This window comes from Trinickia caryophylli, assembly GCF_034424545.1.
GTDB classification, from domain to species: Bacteria; Pseudomonadota; Gammaproteobacteria; order Burkholderiales; family Burkholderiaceae; genus Trinickia; species Trinickia caryophylli.
The window spans coordinates 499705-515084 of sequence record NZ_CP139971.1 but is presented as its reverse complement, the minus strand read 5'-3'; the positions used below and the strand labels follow the sequence as shown (position 1 = coordinate 515084).

Sequence of the window (15380 nt, the reverse complement as noted above, 5' to 3'; positions counted from 1 at the left end):
TTAAATCCCGAGTTCCTTACGCACGTCCTGCCAGTTGTCGCGCGTCATCAGCTTGCCCGTCGTCTGCGTATCGGCGGCCGGCTGCTTGCCCGCCTTGATCCAGTCGACGAGGTTCTGCGTGCTTTGCTTGCCGTGGTTCGTCGAGCTCACGGCGATCGTGCCGTAAAAGCCCGTCGGCTCCTTCTTCTGGAACTCGGCAAACGCTTCGCCCGCGCCGTTGATGCCCACGCCGATCACGTCCTTCGACGGAATGTGCAACTGCTCCGTGGCACGCACGCCGCCCAGCACCGATTCCTCGTTCAGCGCGAAGATCACCCACTTCTTGATGTTCGGGTGCTTGGCCAGCACGGGCGAGGCCGCATTGAAGCCGCCTTCGTCGTCGGTCGTCTTTTGCGGTGCGTCGAAGATGTTCTCCTTCTTGAAGCCGCCGGCGAGCAGCGACTGCGTCGCGCCGTCGGTACGGAGCTTGGCCGTGGGCAGTTCATAGTCGGTGATGCGCACCGCACCCACTTCCTCGGGCTTCCAGCCACGCTTTTTCATTTCGTCGGTGATCGCCTGGCCGACCTGATTGCCGATCTTGAAGGCCGACATGCCGAGGTGCGGAACATCCGCGAGCGGCTTGCCCGACGAATCGACGAGCTGATCGTCGACCGTGACGAACTTCATGCCGTACTTCTTCGCACGGGCCTTGATTGCCGGTCCGAGGCGAACGTCGGGGGCGCAGATCACGAAGCCCTTGGCGCCCTGCGCACCGAGGTTGTCGATCGCGGCCAGCACCTTCTCGCCGTCGGGCGTACCGATGTTCACGACCGAGAAGCCGTCCTGCTTGCCGAGCGCCGTGGCGGCCTTTTGCTCGTTGATGAACCATGCCTGCTCGGGCATCTTCACGAGGAAGCCGATCTTGAGCGGCTCATCCGCCTTGACCGCGCTTTGCATCGCGAACGGCGCGGCGAACGACACCGCCAATGCGGCGCACAACGTAAGGCGGCGAAGCTTGCTGGTCATACATGTCTCCTTGGTTTCGGCCCGGCGGGCCGGTGGTGTGGTTGGTAAATCGATAAGGCTGCCGCTTGGCAGCGGCTTCATGATCCGGTCGTGATATGTTTCGCGGCTGCCTCAGTCGACGAAGGCTTCCACCTCGCGGCGCGCGCCGAGCAGATACGCATCGGCGACATGACGCAGGGGCCGCACGTCGACATCGGCTTCGCCGCGCGCGATGAGGTCCCGCCAGTGCGCATAGAGCGACGGGTATTCGCGCTCGGGGCCGACCTCCACGCTCGAGCCGGCGATCGTGAGGACCTTGCCGCCTTGTTCGATGAGCAGCGTGCCGGCATCGGTCGTTACCTCGATCTCCCATTGCTCGCGCGGGCCGTGCCGCCAGTCGAATTCGGCTTTCACCGGCACGCCCAGCTCATCGGCGAACGCCAGCGAAGCGGCGATCGGCGTATGCGTGTTCGCAGGCACCGACAGCGTGGCCTCGCTCAGCACGATTTCGCGCGGCAGGATGCGGGTCACGATCGAGAGCGCGTTGATGCCCGGATCGAACACCCCGAGCCCGCCCGGCTGCCAGATCCATTTCTGGCCAGGATGCCAGCGGCGGACGTCTTCCTTCCAGCGCACTTCGACCGCACGAATTGCTTGAGCGGCAAGCCATTCGCGCGCCGGCTCGACCGCCGGCGCATGGCGCGAATGCCAGCTCGCGAAAAGCGAGAGGCCGGCACGCTGCGCCATCTCGCGCAGGACCTCGACCTCGTGCAGGCTCGCGCCGGGCGGCTTTTCGAGCATCACGTGCCTGCCGGCCGCCAGCGCCGCGCGCGCTTGCGCGAAACGCACTTGCGGCGGCGCGCACAGCGAGATGGCGTCGAGCGTGGGCTCCGCCTCGAGCATCGCCTCGATGCTGGGGTAGTTGCGCACGCCTTCGACCTCGGCGTTGCGGCTTGCGCAGGCAACGAGCTCAAAGCCCGCATCGGCCGCGATGGCCGGCAAATGCTGGTCGCGCGCGATTTTGCCGATGCCGACGAGACCCAGTTTGACTGTCTTGCTCATGGCCGTGCGCGCTCCTATCGGCCCCAGCGCAGCGCAAGCGGATTCGCTTCGCGCGCGAGTTCGAGCAGTTCCGCCCGCGTAGCGCCCGTGAGCGCCTCGAGCGGATGCCGCACCGCGTCGCTCTTGATGACGCCGCCTTCCATCATCACGGTCTTCGTGGCACGCAAGCCGCACTGGCGGTTCTCGTAGTTGACGAGCGGGAGGATGCGCGCATAGCCCTCGCGCGCTTCCTGCCGGCGGCCGGCACGGAACGCGTCGAACACGGGGCGGATCAGGTCGGGCAGCAAGGCGCTCGACATCGTGCCCGTCGCGCCCGCATCGAGGTCCGGCATGAGCGTGATTGCTTCTTCGCCGTCGAAGGGGCCTTCGATGACGTCGCCACCGGCGGCGATCAGCGCGCGCAGCTTGGCGGCCGCCTGCGGCACCTCGATCTTGAAGTAACGCACGAGCGGAAGCTCGCGCGCCACGCGCACGAGGAACGGCACGGACAGCGCGACCCCCGACAACGGAGCGTCCTGAATCATCACGGGCACGCCGGCCGCTTGCGCCACGCGGGCGAAATGCTCGAACATTCCGGCTTCGTCGGTGCGCATCGTCGCACCGTGATACGGCGGCATCAGCATGACGATGCTCGCGCCGGCCGCGGCCGCACGCCGGGCGCGCTCGCTCGCGATGCGCGTGCTGAAGTGGCTGCACGTCACCATCACGGGCACGCGGCCGGCAGTGTGAGTGAGACAAAGCTCGACGAGCGTATCGCGCTCGGCGTCCGTGAGTGCGTATTGCTCCGAGTAGTTCGCGAGAATGCAGATGCCGTCGACGCCCTGGTCGATCATGCAATCGATCACGCGCCGCTGGCCGTCGAGATCCAGGTCACCCGTTTCGGTGAACGGCGTGGGCGCGACGGGAAAGAGGCCCGAGAACGGACGGGAAAGGTTCACCACTATTCGACTCCTCGTTGAGATCCACTATCGGGCGAGCGGCTGCGCGTCGATCGCGCGCTCGCTCAGGCCGAGCGGCATCGCGTTTTCACCGCTTGCGCCCGGCTCGGTTTGAGTATGAGCGCGTCCGCCGAAGCCGGAGCCGCTCGATTTTCGGCGCGCAGCCTGCCGCTCGATCACGCGCTGAAGCAGACAGAATGCGCAGAGCAGGGCGCCGATGACGATGCGCGTCCACCATGAGCTGAGCGTGCCGTCGAACGTGATCAGCGTCTGGATCGTGCCGAGCACGCCGACGCCGAACACAGATCCAATCACATAGCCCACGCCGCCCGTGAGCAGCGTGCCGCCAATCACGGTCGCGGCGATCGCATCGAGCTCCATGCCCTGTGCCTGCAGGCCATAGCCGGATAGCACGTAGAGCGTGAACACGAGGCCGCCGAGCGCCGAGCACAGCCCGCCGAATGCATAGACGCCGATCTTCGTGCGCGCGACGGGCAGCCCCATCAGCAGTGCCGATTTTTCGTTGCCGCCGATCGCATAGACGTTGCGGCCGAAGCGCGTGAAATGGGCGATATAGAGGGCCACCGCAAGCATCGCGAGTGCGATCAGCGCACCGGCGTTGAGCTCGCCGCTGCCGATGGACAGATGAAAGCTCGCGAGCGCGTGGAACGAGGGCTCCTGAATCTGGATCGATTGCGTCGTGATCAGAAAGCACGCGCCGCGCGCGAGAAACATTCCCGCCAGCGTAACGATGAACGGCTGCAGCCGGAAGAAATGGATCAGCGCACCCATCGCCGCGCCGTAGCCCGCCCCGAGTGCGAGCACGAACGGAGCGACGGCCCACACGGGCCAATGCAGCCGTTCGGCGCAGATCGCGCAGACGATCGTCGTGAATGCCACGACGGCGCCGACCGAGAGATCGATCCCGCCGGAGACGATGACGAACGTGGTGCCGATCGCCACGATCAGCAAGAAGGCGTTGTCGACGAGCAGGCTCAGCAGGACCTGCACGGAGCCGAACCCCGTGTACATCGCCGAGCCGAATCCGAACAGCGCACAGAACAGGATGACGGTGACGGCGATCGGCAGCGTGCGCGGATCGAGAAGCCGCGAGAGGGCGGCCTTCATTTCGCTGCCTCGTTGACGGATGGGGCGCGCATGCCGGCCAGCGCTCGAGCGATGGCGCGTGTCAGCACGTCGCGCGCGGTGGCCGACTGAACGATGCTCACGACGAGCACGACGATTGCCTTGACGACGAGCGTCGCCTCCGGCGGCACGCCGATCGAGTACGTCGTATACGTGAGCGTCTGAATGATGAGTGCGCCGAGCACGGTACCCGCGAGCGAGAAACGGCCGCCCGCAAGGGAAGTGCCGCCGAGCGTCACGGCGAGAATCGCGTCGAGTTCCAGCAGCAGGCCCGCGTTGTTACCGTCGGCGCTGCGCACGTTCGAACTCGTGATGACACCGGCGAGTGCGGCGGCCAGACCGCAGCAGACATAGACGCCGAACACGATCGCGCTCGAACGCAGCCCGACGAGGCGCGTCGCCACGGGGTTGATGCCGATCGCGCGGATGAAAAGCCCGAGCGCCGTACGATCGACGAGCAGCGCCGTGACGATCACCGCCGCCAGCGCGATCCAGACCGAGCACGGCACGGTGGCCAGGTAGCCGCCGCCGAGCGCCAGGTACTTCGGCGCGGAGATCGGAATGATCTGCCCATCGGTCAGCAGTTGCGCGACGCCGCGCCCCGCCACCATGAGGATCAGCGTGGCGATGATCGGCTGCATGCCGATGAAGGCGACGAGCAACCCGTTCCAGGCGCCCGCCACGAGGCCCACGGCCAGTGCGGCGGCAACGGCCCGCCCCGTGTTGGCGGGATCGTCCGCCAGCAGCGTCGCGGCGGTTGCGCCTGCAATGGCCACCACCGTGCCCACGGAGATATCGACTCCGCGCGTGGCGATCACGAGCGTCATGCCGAGCGAGACGATAACGAGCGGGGCGGCGCGATTGAGAATGTCGATCGGGGCGCCGAACAGATGCCCGTCGAGCATCGTGATCGCGAGGAAATCGGCCCGGTGCGCGACATCGAGCCCGACGAGCAGCGCGAGCGTGAGAGCAGGCCAGACGAGTGCATGCCGCGAGGCGGCACGCACGATGCGGGTGAGGAGTGTCATGAGGCTTGGCCTCCGGCGATGAGCCTGTAGACCTGGTCTTCGTCGAGGCCGTCGCCGGCGAGCTCGGCCACTTTGCGTCGATCGCGCAGCACGGCCACACGATGGCTCACGCGCAGTACTTCGCCGAGTTCGGACGAAATCAGCAAAATGCCGAGACCTTTCGCACACAGCGCGAGCACGCGGTCCATGATGTCGAACTTGGCGGCCACGTCGATGCCGCGCGTCGGCTCGTCGAGGATCAGCATGCGCGGTTCGATCGCGAGCCAGCGGGCGAGCAACGCTTTTTGCTGATTACCGCCGGAGAGCAGTTCGATCGGCTGCTCGGCGTCGCGTGCGCGAATCCCGAGCGCCTTGATGTATTCGTTGGCGATGCGCCGTTCGCGTGCGCGCCCGAGCGGGCGCCACCAGCCGCGGCGCGCCTGCAGCGCGAGGACGATGTTTTCGCGTATCGACAATGCCGCGACGATGCCTTCCTTCTTGCGATCCTCGGGGCAATAGCCGATGCCGTGGCGTACGGCATGGCGCGGCGAGCCCAGCTTCACCGGCTTGCCGTCGACGGTGATGCTGCCCGTGTCGGCGCGCTGCGCGCCGAAGAGCAGTTGCGCCGTTTCCGTGCGTCCGGAGCCGAGCAGGCCCGCGAGGCCCACGATGGAGCCGGGCTCGATGGAAAGATCGACGGGGTAGAGCAGCCCGCGCCGCCCCACGCCCTGCATGCGAAAGCGCGCCGCGCCCTCCGCGCCCGGCTCGACGGCCGCCTGGACGTTGCGCGCGTCGTCGGCGCCGGCCTGACGCTGGGCCATGCGCGCGTCGCCGACCATCTTTTCGACGAGCGTATCGACGGGCAGATCCTTGGCGAGATACTCGCCCTCGCGCTCGCCGTTACGCATGACGGTGATACGGTCGGAAACGGCGTAGGTCTGCTCGAGAAAGTGCGTGACGAAGAGAATCGCCATGCCCGACCGCTTCAGCTTGCGCAATACGTCGAAGAGCCGTGCCACCTCGCTGTCGTCGAGGCTCGAGGTCGGCTCGTCGAGAATCAGCACGCGCGCCTCGACACTGACGGCGCGCGCGATGGCAACCATCTGCTGCACGGCGATGGAGTAGGTGTCGAGCGACTTCGTCACGTCGAGCGACACATTCAGTTCCGCCAGCGCGGACTCCGCGCCTTTGCGGATCGCCTTCCAATCGATCGCGCCGCGGCGGCGGGGCTGCCGGCCCGCGAAGATGTTCTCCGCGACTGAGAGGTTCGGGCAGAGATTGACTTCCTGGTAGAGCGTGCGAATGCCGGCGGCCTCGGCTTCGAGCGGTGCGGCGAAGCTGACGGGCTTGCCGTCGATGAGGATCTCTCCCGCATCGTGCGTGTGCACGCCCGTCAGCACGTTGATGAGCGTGGATTTGCCCGCGCCGTTTTGCCCCATCAGCGTATGGATTTCCCCGGCGAACAGGCGCAGGCCGACATCGCGCAGCGCATGGACGCCGGGAAACGACTTGGTGAGGCCGACGGTTTCGAGTACGAGTGAACCGGTCATAGGCGTTCGTTCAGGCAAATCGCGGTCGATCGATGGTCAGACAAGCGCGGCTCAGTACTTGCGCTGCGGGAAAACCTGCGCCGCGGTTTCCATCGGGAACACCGTCTCGTTGGTGACGATGCGCTTCGGCAGTTGCTTGCCGGCAACGATATCCTTCACGGCGGACATGAGCTGCGGCCCGAGCAGCGGCGAGCACTCCACGTCGACGTTGATCTTGCCGGCCATCATCGCCTGGAAGCCGCCCTTCGTCGCGTCGAACGACACCACGCTCACGTCCTTGCCGGGCTTGATACCCGCTTCTTCCATCGCCTGGATCGCGCCGAGCGCCATGTCGTCGTTATGCGCATACACGACATTGATCTTTTTGCCGTAGGTCTTCACGAACGCTTCCATGACCTGCTTGCCACCCGCGAGCGTGAAGTCGCCGCTTTGCGAGGCGATGATCTTGAACTTCGGATCGTTCTTGATCACTTCCATCAGGCCGGAGTGACGATCGTTGGCGGGCGCCGAGCCGACCGTTCCCTGCAGCTCCGCGATGTTGATCGGGCCTTGATCGTTCTTATAGCGTTCCTCGAGCCACTTGCCGGCGCGCCGGCCTTCTTCCAGAAAGTCCGAGCCGATCATCGTGACGTAGAGGTCCTTGTCCTTCACGTCGATGTTGCGGTCGGTCAGCACCACGGGAATATGGGCGCGCTTCGCTTCCTGCAGCACGGGCTCCCAGCCGGATTCCACGACGGGCGAGAACGCGATCACGTCGACCTTCTGCGCGATGTACGAGCGGATCGCCTTGATCTGGTTCTCCTGCTTTTGCTGCGCATCGGAGAACTTGAGGTTGATTCCGGCATCTTTCGCGGCCTGCTTGACCGATACGGTGTTCGCGGTGCGCCAGGCGCTTTCCGCGCCAACCTGCGCAAAGCCCAGCGTGATCTTCTTGTCTTCTGCATGGCCGACGGCAGCGGCCGAGAAAAGAGTGACTGCGAACAGGGCACTCACTGCCTGGCGTACGGTGCGTCTCATCTTCGTCTCCGGTCTTCTCGTGGTTTGTCGTTGTTGCCGCGGGTCGCCCCGCCATGGTGCTGCGTTCGGAAATAGCCAAACTATAGGCATGGCGACAAGACGCCGCGATTAGCGTTTTCCCCAGCACACCGAATCTAATAGTCATGCTATTTCTATGCGGTCGATACGGGGATTTGCAGGCATTTACCGCGAAATCTCGTGCAGATTGAAAGCTGACGAGCCTGACCCGTCAACCAAAAGTTAGCCTTTCTCAAATAGTGGTTGAGCGACGCTCGGGCTGAAAAAGTAAGACTATTTTCGACGCTTCTACGAAAAGACACCGACATGACCGACAAGACACGCAAGCTCCGTTCTGCCCAATGGTTCGGCACCGCCGACAAGAACGGTTTCATGTATCGCAGCTGGATGAAGAACCAGGGCATTCCCGACCACGAGTTCGACGGCAAGCCCATCATCGGCATCTGCAACACGTGGTCGGAACTCACGCCCTGCAACGCGCACTTCCGCAAGCTCGCCGAGCACGTGAAGCGCGGCATATATGAAGCGGGGGGCTTTCCGGTCGAATTCCCGGTTTTCTCGAACGGCGAATCGAATCTGCGGCCGACGGCCATGTTCACGCGCAACCTCGCGAGCATGGATGTGGAAGAGTCGATCCGCGGCAATCCGATCGACGCGGTGGTGCTGCTGGCCGGCTGTGACAAGACGACCCCCGCGCTGCTGATGGGCGCGGCGAGCTGCGACGTGCCCGCCATCCTCGTGAGTGGCGGACCGATGCTCAACGGCAAGCATCAGGGCCGCGACATTGGCTCGGGCACAGTTGTCTGGCAACTGAGCGAGCAGGTGAAGGCCGGCAAGATCTCCATTCACGAGTTCATGTCGGCCGAGGCCGGCATGTCGCGCTCGGCCGGCACGTGCAACACCATGGGTACGGCATCGACGATGGCCTGCATGGCGGAGGCGCTCGGCGTGACGCTTCCGCACAATGCCGCGATTCCGGCCGTCGATGCGCGCCGCTATGTGCTCGCGCACCTGTCCGGCATGCGCATCGTCGAGATGGTCCAGCAGGACCTGCGGCTTTCGAAGCTGCTGACGCGCGAGGCCTTCGAAAACGCGATTCGCGTGAACGCTGCCATTGGTGGCTCGACGAACGCGGCCATTCACTTGAAGGCGATCGCGGGGCGCATCGGCATACCGCTCGAACTCGACGACTGGACGCGCGTGGGCCGCGGCACGCCTACGATCGTCGATCTGCAACCCTCGGGGCGCTTTCTGATGGAGGAGTTCTACTATGCGGGCGGCCTGCCGGGCGTCGTGCGCCGGCTCGGCGAGGCGAACCTGCTGCCGCATCCCGCCGCGCTCACGGCCAACGGCCAATCGCTGTGGGACAACTGCAAGGAGGCGCCGATCTACGACGCCGAGGTGATTCGCCCGCTCGATACGCCGCTCGTGGCCGACGGTGGCCTGTGCGTGCTACGCGGCAATCTTGCGCCGCGCGGCGCCGTGCTCAAGCCCTCGGCCGCAACGGCATCGCTGCTGCGCCACCGCGGGCGCGCGGTCGTCTTCGAAAACTTCGACGATTACAAGGCACGCATCGCGGATCCTGACCTCGATGTGACGGCCGATTCGATTCTCGTCATGAAGAACTGCGGGCCGAAGGGCTACCCCGGCATGGCCGAGGTCGGCAACATGGGCCTGCCTCCGAAGCTGCTCGCGCAAGGGGTGACCGACATGGTACGGATCTCCGATGCGCGCATGAGCGGCACGGCGTACGGCACGGTGGTACTGCATGTTGCGCCCGAGGCGCGTGCGGGCGGGCCGCTGGCGGTCGTGCGCAACGGCGATTGGATCGCGCTCGACTGCGAAGCGGGGAGCCTGCGTCTCGAGATCGGCGAAGAGGAGATGACCGCACGCCTCGCCGAATGGAAGGAGGGCGTTCGCCAATCGCCGAAGGATGCGAGCGGCTATCGCAATCTGTACGTGGATCACGTGCTGCAGGCGGACGAGGGATGCGATTTCGACTTCCTCGTCGGCTGCCGCGGCGCGGAGGTGCCCCCGCACTCGCACTGATCCGCGAGACACAGCGGGACAGCAAGCCGAAGCGGAGACGGGCGGCGAGCGTGTAACGCGCTCGCCGCCCGCGGCGTTTGTTTCGCGTGCCTGCGCTGGATGCGCTGGATGCGCTGGATGCGCGCTCAGCGTACCTTGCGCGCGGCGACTTCGAGAATCGTCTCGGCATCGGCCTGCGCATGTTCGAGTTGGACGAGGCTCGCCTGGCGGGCGCCGAGCGGATCGCGGCTTTCGATGGCGGTGAGAATCGCCCGGTGGCGCGGCAGCGAAAGCGCATGGGTATTAGGGTGGCGGCTCGTCAGCTTGATCGATTCCGACAACGCGAGCGACATCATGTTGCCGATGAAGGCCAGCATGTCGTTGTGGGTTGCCGCCATGATGGCGCGATGAAATTCGAGGTCCGGGTCGAGCAGGTCGTCGGCCGTCGATGCATGCTCCATGCGCGCGAACGCCTGCCGGATGCGCGCCAGATCTTCTTCCGTGCTCTCGGTCGCGGCCAGCGCCGCCGCGGCGGGCTCGATGATCCGGCGCACGGTCAACAACGAGCGGAAGAAATCGCCCTCGGGCGTACTGCTGATCGTCCAGTACAGTACGTCGGGGTCGAGCATGTGCCATTCCTCGCGCGGCTTGACGACGCTGCCCACGCGCGGCTTCGAGGTGACGAGCCCCTTTGCCACGAGTACGCGCGTTGCCTCGCGCAACACGGGGCGGCTCACGCCATAGGCTTCGCACAGGCTCGGTTCGGGCGGCAGGCGTTCGCCGGGCGCGAATTTGCCGCTGACGATCTCGATGCCGAGTTCTTGCACGATCCGCGCGTGCATGCTCTTGCGATTCTTGAGATGCCGATAGTCCATGGTGTATTGAATGCGGTCTGCGTCACCGCGCGATGCGGGCCTCGCGCGGGCGGGGAATGGGAGCGGTGCTCGAACGCGCGCTCGTGCAGCGGGGTGTTCGCAGCATAGCATAGGGGTGGGGCTTGTTTGCACACGGAAATGCGCTTTGCGGCAATACGGACACATGGAAATTGACGCGGCGTTTTCGGGCGACGCGCCCACGCAAAAAAATCGATGTGGACGGAATAAAGCGGGGCGGCCAGGCGTTAAGTCGAACGAGGCAACGGGTGCGATGCGTGGCTTCTCCCGCACAGCCGCCCGATCCAGGAGACGAAAATGACCTTGCACCGTGTTTTTTGCTCGTTTGCCGCCGTGCTGGCGCTCGCGCTGGTATCGCTTTCGGTCAGCGCATGCTCGACCATGGACGGATCCACGCCGTCGTATGGCACATCGACCTCGAAAGGCAGCGGCAGCGGCGGCTATTGATGGCGGCGATCGACCTCGACCCGCGGCGCTCATGTCGTCGCGCGTCGGCGGATGTGACGCAGTGAGCTTCGAATCCGACGTTATTGCGCGGCTCGGACAGCTGCGCCGCTTTGCCCGGGCGCTCACGGGCGACCCATCGTGGGCCGACGATCTCGTTCAGGATACGGCGGAGCGGGCGCTCGTCCGTCACAGTGCGTTTCGCGCCGGCAGCAACCTGCGCGCGTGGCTCTTCACGATCTTGCGCAATCTCTACATCGATCAACTGCGAGCGCGGCGCGAGTTCGCCGTGGACGACGAAAGCGCGCCCTGGCGCAGCCTCGAGGCGCCGCGCAGCGAGGTGGACGGCCTCGTGCTGCGCGATGTGCAGCATGCGCTCTATCACTTGCCGACCGAGCAGCGCGAGGTGCTGCTGCTCGTGTGTGTCGAGGAGCTGACGTACCAGGAGGCGTCGACGGTACTGGGCGTGCCCATCGGCACCGTGATGTCGAGGCTTTCGCGTGCGCGCGAACACATGCGCACACTGCTCGACGGCGGGCCATTGCCGAAACAGACGACGCTGAAAGTTGTGAGAAACCAGCCATGACAAGCGACCACCAGGAATCGGATGGCTCCGGGCAAGCCGCGTGGGCGAAGCTCGGGGCATTTATCGACGGGGAACTGCCCGAGCATGAGAGGGAGGCGGTTGGCGCGGCACTCGAACATGACCGAGAGGCTCGTGCCCGCGTGGACGCATGGCGGGCGCAAAAGGCGGCGCTGAAGGCACTTTGCGGCGCACCGCAGTCTCAGTCGAACCCGCCGTCGGTCGTCGTGCTGCGAACGCGGACGTCATGGCCCGTGCGGATTGCCATGGCGGCGAGCTGGGTTGCGGCGGGCATTGCGATCGGCACTGCACTGGGCAGTGTCATTCCGCGCATCGCCAAAGGCGGCGTGGAGACGGCTGCGTTCGCGCGCCGGGCCGATATCGCGTACGCCGTTTATTCGCCGGAGGTGCGGCATCCGGTGGAGGTGAGCGCAGGCGACGAAGCGCATCTGATGAACTGGCTCTCGAAACGGCTGGGCCGGCCGCTTTCGGTTCCGTCGCTGCGGGAATACGGCTATTCGCTCGTGGGCGGGCGCCTGTTGCCGGGCGAGAGCGGGCCGGCGGCGCAGTTCATGTACGAGAGCAACGGGGGGGCCCGCCTCACGCTCTACGTCGCACGTATTCCTGGCGACGAAAGCGCGTTCCGGCTGCTGCGCGATGGCGAGCGGAGAACGTTTTACTGGGCCAGCGACCATTTCGGCTATGCGCTGTCCGGTTCGATTTCCGAGGCGAAGCTTAGGGCGATCGCCGTGGACGTGTGCGGCGCGTTGGGCGGCAAGTCGCAGTCGTGGCAGTAGCGTCGGCGTTTTTTCCGCGTGGCCGGGCAAAAAAACGCGATTCAACGGAATACAGGACGCGAGCCGTCCGTTTATCGCATGCATCGCCCGGCGACGCGATGTGCCGTTCCGGTTCGCCGGCTGACGCTGCTTGCGCCGGCGACGATCGCCGAGAAATCAGGAGAACTCAATGATCAAGAAAGCGCTCTGGGCCCTGGCATGCTTGGCCCCGATGGCTGTGCTCGCGGAACAGCCCGTGCCGCGCGGCGGCACGCTCGTCGACGAGCACGGCATGACGCTCTATACGTTCGACGCCGACGCAAAGGCCGGCGGCACGAGCGCCTGTACAGGCCAATGCGCATCGATCTGGCCGGCCGCGACGGCCGACGACTACGACAAGGCGAGCGGCGACTGGTCGCTTGCGCAGACGGCGGACGGTAAGCGTCAGTGGGCGTACAAGGGCCAGCGCCTCTATCGTTTCGCGAAAGACGAAAAGGCCGGCGATACGAAGGGCGACGGCGTCAAGGGTATGTGGCATATCGCCAAGCCCTGACGGCGTGACGCGGCACGGTGCGGCGCGAATGCGCTCACCAATGCCGCGGATCGAATGACGCGGGTTCGGCGCGGCGCACGTCCGCATCGCCTGTGCGGGCACCGGCATCGCCGACCTTCGATCGCAACGTTTTCGCCATCGCCTGCATTGTGGCGCTCGCGTGCTCGGACGTACCGCCGATTTCATGCATCGTTTGGGAGATCTGGGCTCCCGCGGCCATGGTGCCCGTTACTTGAATCCCGGCCGCAACCCACTTTGCGGCAGGATGCGGGATCATCGAAACGCCTCGGGCGACCGTGTTCGTGATGCCCACGCCGAGGCCGATTTCGGCCGCTTCGTGGCTGGCACGCTCGACAACGGCGGCCGAGGCCTGCTTTGCGCCCTCGGCGCTCGTGGTGCTGGCCGCATAGGCACTCTTGACCAGGCCCTTGAGCGCACCGTAGGCGCCGAGTGCCGAATCCCGGGCTGCCGCCCGCGCGATTTCCGCAGCCTCTGCGTTGGAGATCGTTGCTTCGCCTGTCGCGACCTTGGCGGCGCCACGAAGCGTATGCAGTTCGCGCCCAACCTGAGCGACGTTCTGTTGCAACTGCTGCAACGCGGCCGACGGATCGGATAGCGCGGTGGACACCTTTTCGCCGAGCAACATGCGCTTTTGAATCTGGGCCTCGAGCGCCTGGCCAACGATATTGGAATCGTTGTTCGGCGCAAACCTGCCGCGAAAAGCCGACAGATGCTGGTCTCCCGTTGCCGGTAGCGGGCTCCAGTGCGAAGGCCCGCTTTTCCGGGCATCGACAGCGTCGATGCCCGGCGTCTTCTTCGCGTTCTTCAATCGGCTCATGCGATCGATCGCCATGCCGGTACCGACAGCGACCATCCCCCTTCCGATTGCACCTGCCACATGAGAAAACATGATTGCTTCTCCCGACGCGCCTTGACGCGCCTACGTCCGTGCCGATAGGGATTGCGCCAGATGATCGCCGTGCACGACCATCGACTCCATTGCCTGCTCGAGCCACGCCACGTCGACATACTGCGCGCCAACGCTCTTGTGGTAGACGATGCCGTTCATCCTGCGCGACAGAGAAAGCACGCCACCCGCCGTCTCGGCCTCGAGCGCATTGGACTCCATGCTTCGCCGCAGCAGATCCTGATCGACGGTATCGAGCGCAAGCACGACTCGATAGACGAATACGCGGCCGTGCTCGCGATCCAGTTTCAGATAAAGTCTTCGACCATCGCGCAGTTCTATACCGCAGCAGCCGTTCGGCTCCAGCGTCAGACCGTCGATGCCGTTGCGCTCACCCAGTGTCTCGATACACTCGCGCAGTAAAGATTCGCCATCCATGTCGTCGGACCTCCCCATCCGTTCGCCGGGCATCGCATGGAGCGATGCAAGCGATGCGGCGCGTCGCCCCGGGCACACCTCTCGTCGATGGCGGTGGATTGTCCGCTTAACTGCGGCCGGGGCTTCCGAAAAACAGCATGCATTTTCGGAAATCGACTCGGTCGGATCCCGACTCGGTCGGAAATCGACTCGGTCGGATCTCGACTCGGTCGGCTCCTGTGCGGAGATTGGCCTGCGAGGCGGACGAGGCGAGGCGTTCAGCCCAGACGCATCGACAGTTCTACGTCCTCGCCGAACGGCGTCGACAGATAGCCCTCCACGGGCGAGCGTACGCGTGCCAGATACTCGGGGCTGTAATCGGCGTTGTCGGCGACGATCAGCGCACCCGGCCGCAAGCGAGGCTCGACAAGGTGCAGAATCTCCGGATAAAGCCCCTTGGCGCCATCGAGCAGCAGCAGATCGACCGCCTCGGGCAGATCGGCGGCGAGCGTGCGCAGCGCATCTCCCTCGCGGATCTCGACGAGGTCGATGAGGCCGCCGGCGCGCAGATGATCGCGAGCGCGGGCCACCTTCGACGGTTCGAACTCGGTCGTGATCAAGCGGCCGCCACCGTTGTCGCGCAACGCCGCGGCGAGATGCAACGTCGAGATGCCGAACGACGTGCCGAATTCGACGATCGTGCGGGCGCGGCAGCTTCGCGCCAGCATGTAGAGCAGGGTGCCCGTCTCGCGCGAGACGGCGAGCGGAAAGTCCTTCAGCCGCCCGTACAGGTCCAGGTACTCGGTCTTGCTGCGCATCAGGCGGCCCCGCTCTTCGGGCGAGATGGCGGCGATGCCGGGGCTCGTTGCGGGAGACGCTGCGTCGGCCTCGGCGAAGAGGCGCTCGAGTAGCGGTGCGAGCGGGGCGGCAGTCAACGTGGTCGGCATGGCTGGCGTGGTCATAGAATCTCCGGGGAAGTGAAATCGAGCGCGTCGTTGCGCCGAGGTAGAATACGATTGATTCGTCGTGTTTTACTATTCGCATTGCCGAGCCGCCT

16 protein-coding genes are annotated in these 15380 nt (G+C 65.3%); 5 read left to right on the top strand and 11 right to left on the bottom strand.

Annotated elements, in window-relative coordinates; translation table 11 throughout:
- From U0034_RS21560 to U0034_RS21530, 7 genes are all read right to left on the bottom strand, one after another.
- Complete coding sequence (locus tag U0034_RS21560; protein WP_085224945.1) at positions 1 to 1005, bottom strand: arabinose ABC transporter substrate-binding protein; 1005 nt, start codon at positions 1003 to 1005, stop codon at positions 1 to 3.
- 111 nt (positions 1006 to 1116) lie between these two features.
- Positions 1117 to 2046 (bottom strand): Gfo/Idh/MocA family protein, encoded by a 930-nt coding sequence (locus U0034_RS21555; protein WP_085224947.1) that lies wholly within the window; start codon positions 2044 to 2046, stop codon positions 1117 to 1119.
- 14 nt (positions 2047 to 2060) lie between these two features.
- The gene (locus U0034_RS21550; protein ID WP_085224949.1) at positions 2061 to 2987 is read right to left on the bottom strand and encodes a dihydrodipicolinate synthase family protein; all 927 of its coding nucleotides are present in this window, start codon (positions 2985 to 2987) and stop codon (positions 2061 to 2063) included.
- A 24-nt stretch (positions 2988 to 3011) separates the two neighbouring features.
- Positions 3012 to 4112, bottom strand: a complete 1101-nt coding sequence (gene yjfF / locus U0034_RS21545; protein ID WP_085224951.1) for a galactofuranose ABC transporter, permease protein YjfF — start codon at positions 4110 to 4112, stop codon at positions 3012 to 3014.
- Positions 4109 to 5158: an ABC transporter permease gene (locus tag U0034_RS21540; RefSeq protein ID WP_085224953.1), complete on the bottom strand. Its 1050-nt coding sequence runs from the start codon at positions 5156 to 5158 to the stop codon at positions 4109 to 4111. The genes yjfF and U0034_RS21540 overlap by 4 nt, the downstream gene beginning before the upstream one ends.
- Positions 5155 to 6687, bottom strand: a complete 1533-nt coding sequence (locus U0034_RS21535) for a sugar ABC transporter ATP-binding protein (RefSeq protein WP_085224955.1) — start codon at positions 6685 to 6687, stop codon at positions 5155 to 5157. Before U0034_RS21535 ends, U0034_RS21540 begins: the two co-directional genes overlap by 4 nt.
- A 51-nt stretch (positions 6688 to 6738) precedes the next feature.
- Positions 6739 to 7704, bottom strand: a complete 966-nt coding sequence (locus U0034_RS21530; protein ID WP_085224957.1) for an ABC transporter substrate-binding protein — start codon at positions 7702 to 7704, stop codon at positions 6739 to 6741.
- A 324-nt stretch (positions 7705 to 8028) separates the two neighbouring features.
- On the opposite strand from U0034_RS21530, the gene U0034_RS21525 reads away from it, so the two are divergent.
- Positions 8029 to 9771, top strand: a complete 1743-nt coding sequence (locus U0034_RS21525; protein ID WP_085224959.1) for an IlvD/Edd family dehydratase — start codon at positions 8029 to 8031, stop codon at positions 9769 to 9771.
- A gap of 125 nt (positions 9772 to 9896) precedes the next feature.
- On the opposite strand, the gene U0034_RS21520 is transcribed toward U0034_RS21525, so the two are convergent.
- Positions 9897 to 10625 (bottom strand): FadR/GntR family transcriptional regulator, encoded by a 729-nt coding sequence (locus U0034_RS21520; RefSeq protein WP_085224961.1) that lies wholly within the window; start codon positions 10623 to 10625, stop codon positions 9897 to 9899.
- A 315-nt stretch (positions 10626 to 10940) separates the two neighbouring features.
- Between U0034_RS21520 and U0034_RS21515 the strand changes: the two genes are divergently transcribed.
- The 4 genes from U0034_RS21515 (at position 10941) to U0034_RS21500 (ending at position 12999) form a co-directional block, all read left to right on the top strand.
- Positions 10941 to 11090, top strand: coding sequence for a hypothetical protein (locus U0034_RS21515; RefSeq protein WP_158243489.1), 150 nt, complete (start codon positions 10941 to 10943; stop codon positions 11088 to 11090).
- A 61-nt stretch (positions 11091 to 11151) separates the two neighbouring features.
- The gene (locus U0034_RS21510) at positions 11152 to 11673 is read left to right on the top strand and encodes a sigma-70 family RNA polymerase sigma factor (RefSeq protein WP_085225466.1); all 522 of its coding nucleotides are present in this window, start codon (positions 11152 to 11154) and stop codon (positions 11671 to 11673) included.
- On the top strand, positions 11670 to 12467 hold the full coding sequence (locus U0034_RS21505) for an anti-sigma factor family protein (protein WP_085224963.1): 798 nt from the start codon (positions 11670 to 11672) through the stop codon (positions 12465 to 12467). Before U0034_RS21510 ends, U0034_RS21505 begins: the two co-directional genes overlap by 4 nt.
- A gap of 169 nt (positions 12468 to 12636) precedes the next feature.
- Positions 12637 to 12999 carry a COG4315 family predicted lipoprotein gene (locus U0034_RS21500; RefSeq protein ID WP_102622890.1) on the top strand — a complete coding sequence of 121 codons (363 nt, stop codon included), beginning with the start codon at positions 12637 to 12639 and terminating at the stop codon, positions 12997 to 12999.
- Positions 13000 to 13033: 34 nt separating this feature from the next.
- Here the strand turns inward: U0034_RS21500 and U0034_RS21495 are convergent, their stop codons facing one another.
- The 3 genes from U0034_RS21495 to U0034_RS21485 all read right to left on the bottom strand — a co-directional run bounded on the left by U0034_RS21495 (position 13034) and on the right by U0034_RS21485 (position 15285).
- Positions 13034 to 13837 carry a hypothetical protein gene (locus U0034_RS21495; protein WP_143795622.1) on the bottom strand — a complete coding sequence of 268 codons (804 nt, stop codon included), beginning with the start codon at positions 13835 to 13837 and terminating at the stop codon, positions 13034 to 13036.
- 102 nt (positions 13838 to 13939) lie between these two features.
- Positions 13940 to 14344, bottom strand: a complete 405-nt coding sequence (locus tag U0034_RS21490) for a CesT family type III secretion system chaperone (RefSeq protein WP_158243490.1) — start codon at positions 14342 to 14344, stop codon at positions 13940 to 13942.
- Between the two features lie 257 nt (positions 14345 to 14601).
- Positions 14602 to 15285 (bottom strand): O-methyltransferase, encoded by a 684-nt coding sequence (locus tag U0034_RS21485; protein WP_233211848.1) that lies wholly within the window; start codon positions 15283 to 15285, stop codon positions 14602 to 14604.
- Positions 15286 to 15380 lie beyond the last annotated feature (95 nt).

Bases quoted from the DNA above. Each gene is read 5' to 3' on its own strand.
- U0034_RS21490 (WP_158243490.1), bottom strand. From the start codon at position 14,344: ATGGATGGCGAATCTTTACTGCGCGAGTGTATCGAGACACTGGGTGAG.
- U0034_RS21535 (WP_085224955.1), bottom strand. From the start codon at position 6,687: ATGACCGGTTCACTCGTACTCGAAACCGTCGGCCTCACCAAGTCGTTT.
- U0034_RS21485 (WP_233211848.1), bottom strand. From the start codon at position 15,285: ATGACCACGCCAGCCATGCCGACCACGTTGACTGCCGCCCCGCTCGCA.
- U0034_RS21560 (WP_085224945.1), bottom strand. From the start codon at position 1,005: ATGACCAGCAAGCTTCGCCGCCTTACGTTGTGCGCCGCATTGGCGGTG.
- U0034_RS21505 (WP_085224963.1), top strand. From the start codon at position 11,670: ATGACAAGCGACCACCAGGAATCGGATGGCTCCGGGCAAGCCGCGTGG.
- U0034_RS21515 (WP_158243489.1), top strand. From the start codon at position 10,941: ATGACCTTGCACCGTGTTTTTTGCTCGTTTGCCGCCGTGCTGGCGCTC.
- U0034_RS21495 (WP_143795622.1), bottom strand. From the start codon at position 13,837: ATGAGCCGATTGAAGAACGCGAAGAAGACGCCGGGCATCGACGCTGTC.
- yjfF (WP_085224951.1), bottom strand. From the start codon at position 4,112: ATGAAGGCCGCCCTCTCGCGGCTTCTCGATCCGCGCACGCTGCCGATC.
- U0034_RS21540 (WP_085224953.1), bottom strand. From the start codon at position 5,158: ATGACACTCCTCACCCGCATCGTGCGTGCCGCCTCGCGGCATGCACTC.
- U0034_RS21555 (WP_085224947.1), bottom strand. From the start codon at position 2,046: ATGAGCAAGACAGTCAAACTGGGTCTCGTCGGCATCGGCAAAATCGCG.
- U0034_RS21530 (WP_085224957.1), bottom strand. From the start codon at position 7,704: ATGAGACGCACCGTACGCCAGGCAGTGAGTGCCCTGTTCGCAGTCACT.
- U0034_RS21520 (WP_085224961.1), bottom strand. From the start codon at position 10,625: ATGGACTATCGGCATCTCAAGAATCGCAAGAGCATGCACGCGCGGATC.
- U0034_RS21500 (WP_102622890.1), top strand. From the start codon at position 12,637: ATGATCAAGAAAGCGCTCTGGGCCCTGGCATGCTTGGCCCCGATGGCT.
- U0034_RS21525 (WP_085224959.1), top strand. From the start codon at position 8,029: ATGACCGACAAGACACGCAAGCTCCGTTCTGCCCAATGGTTCGGCACC.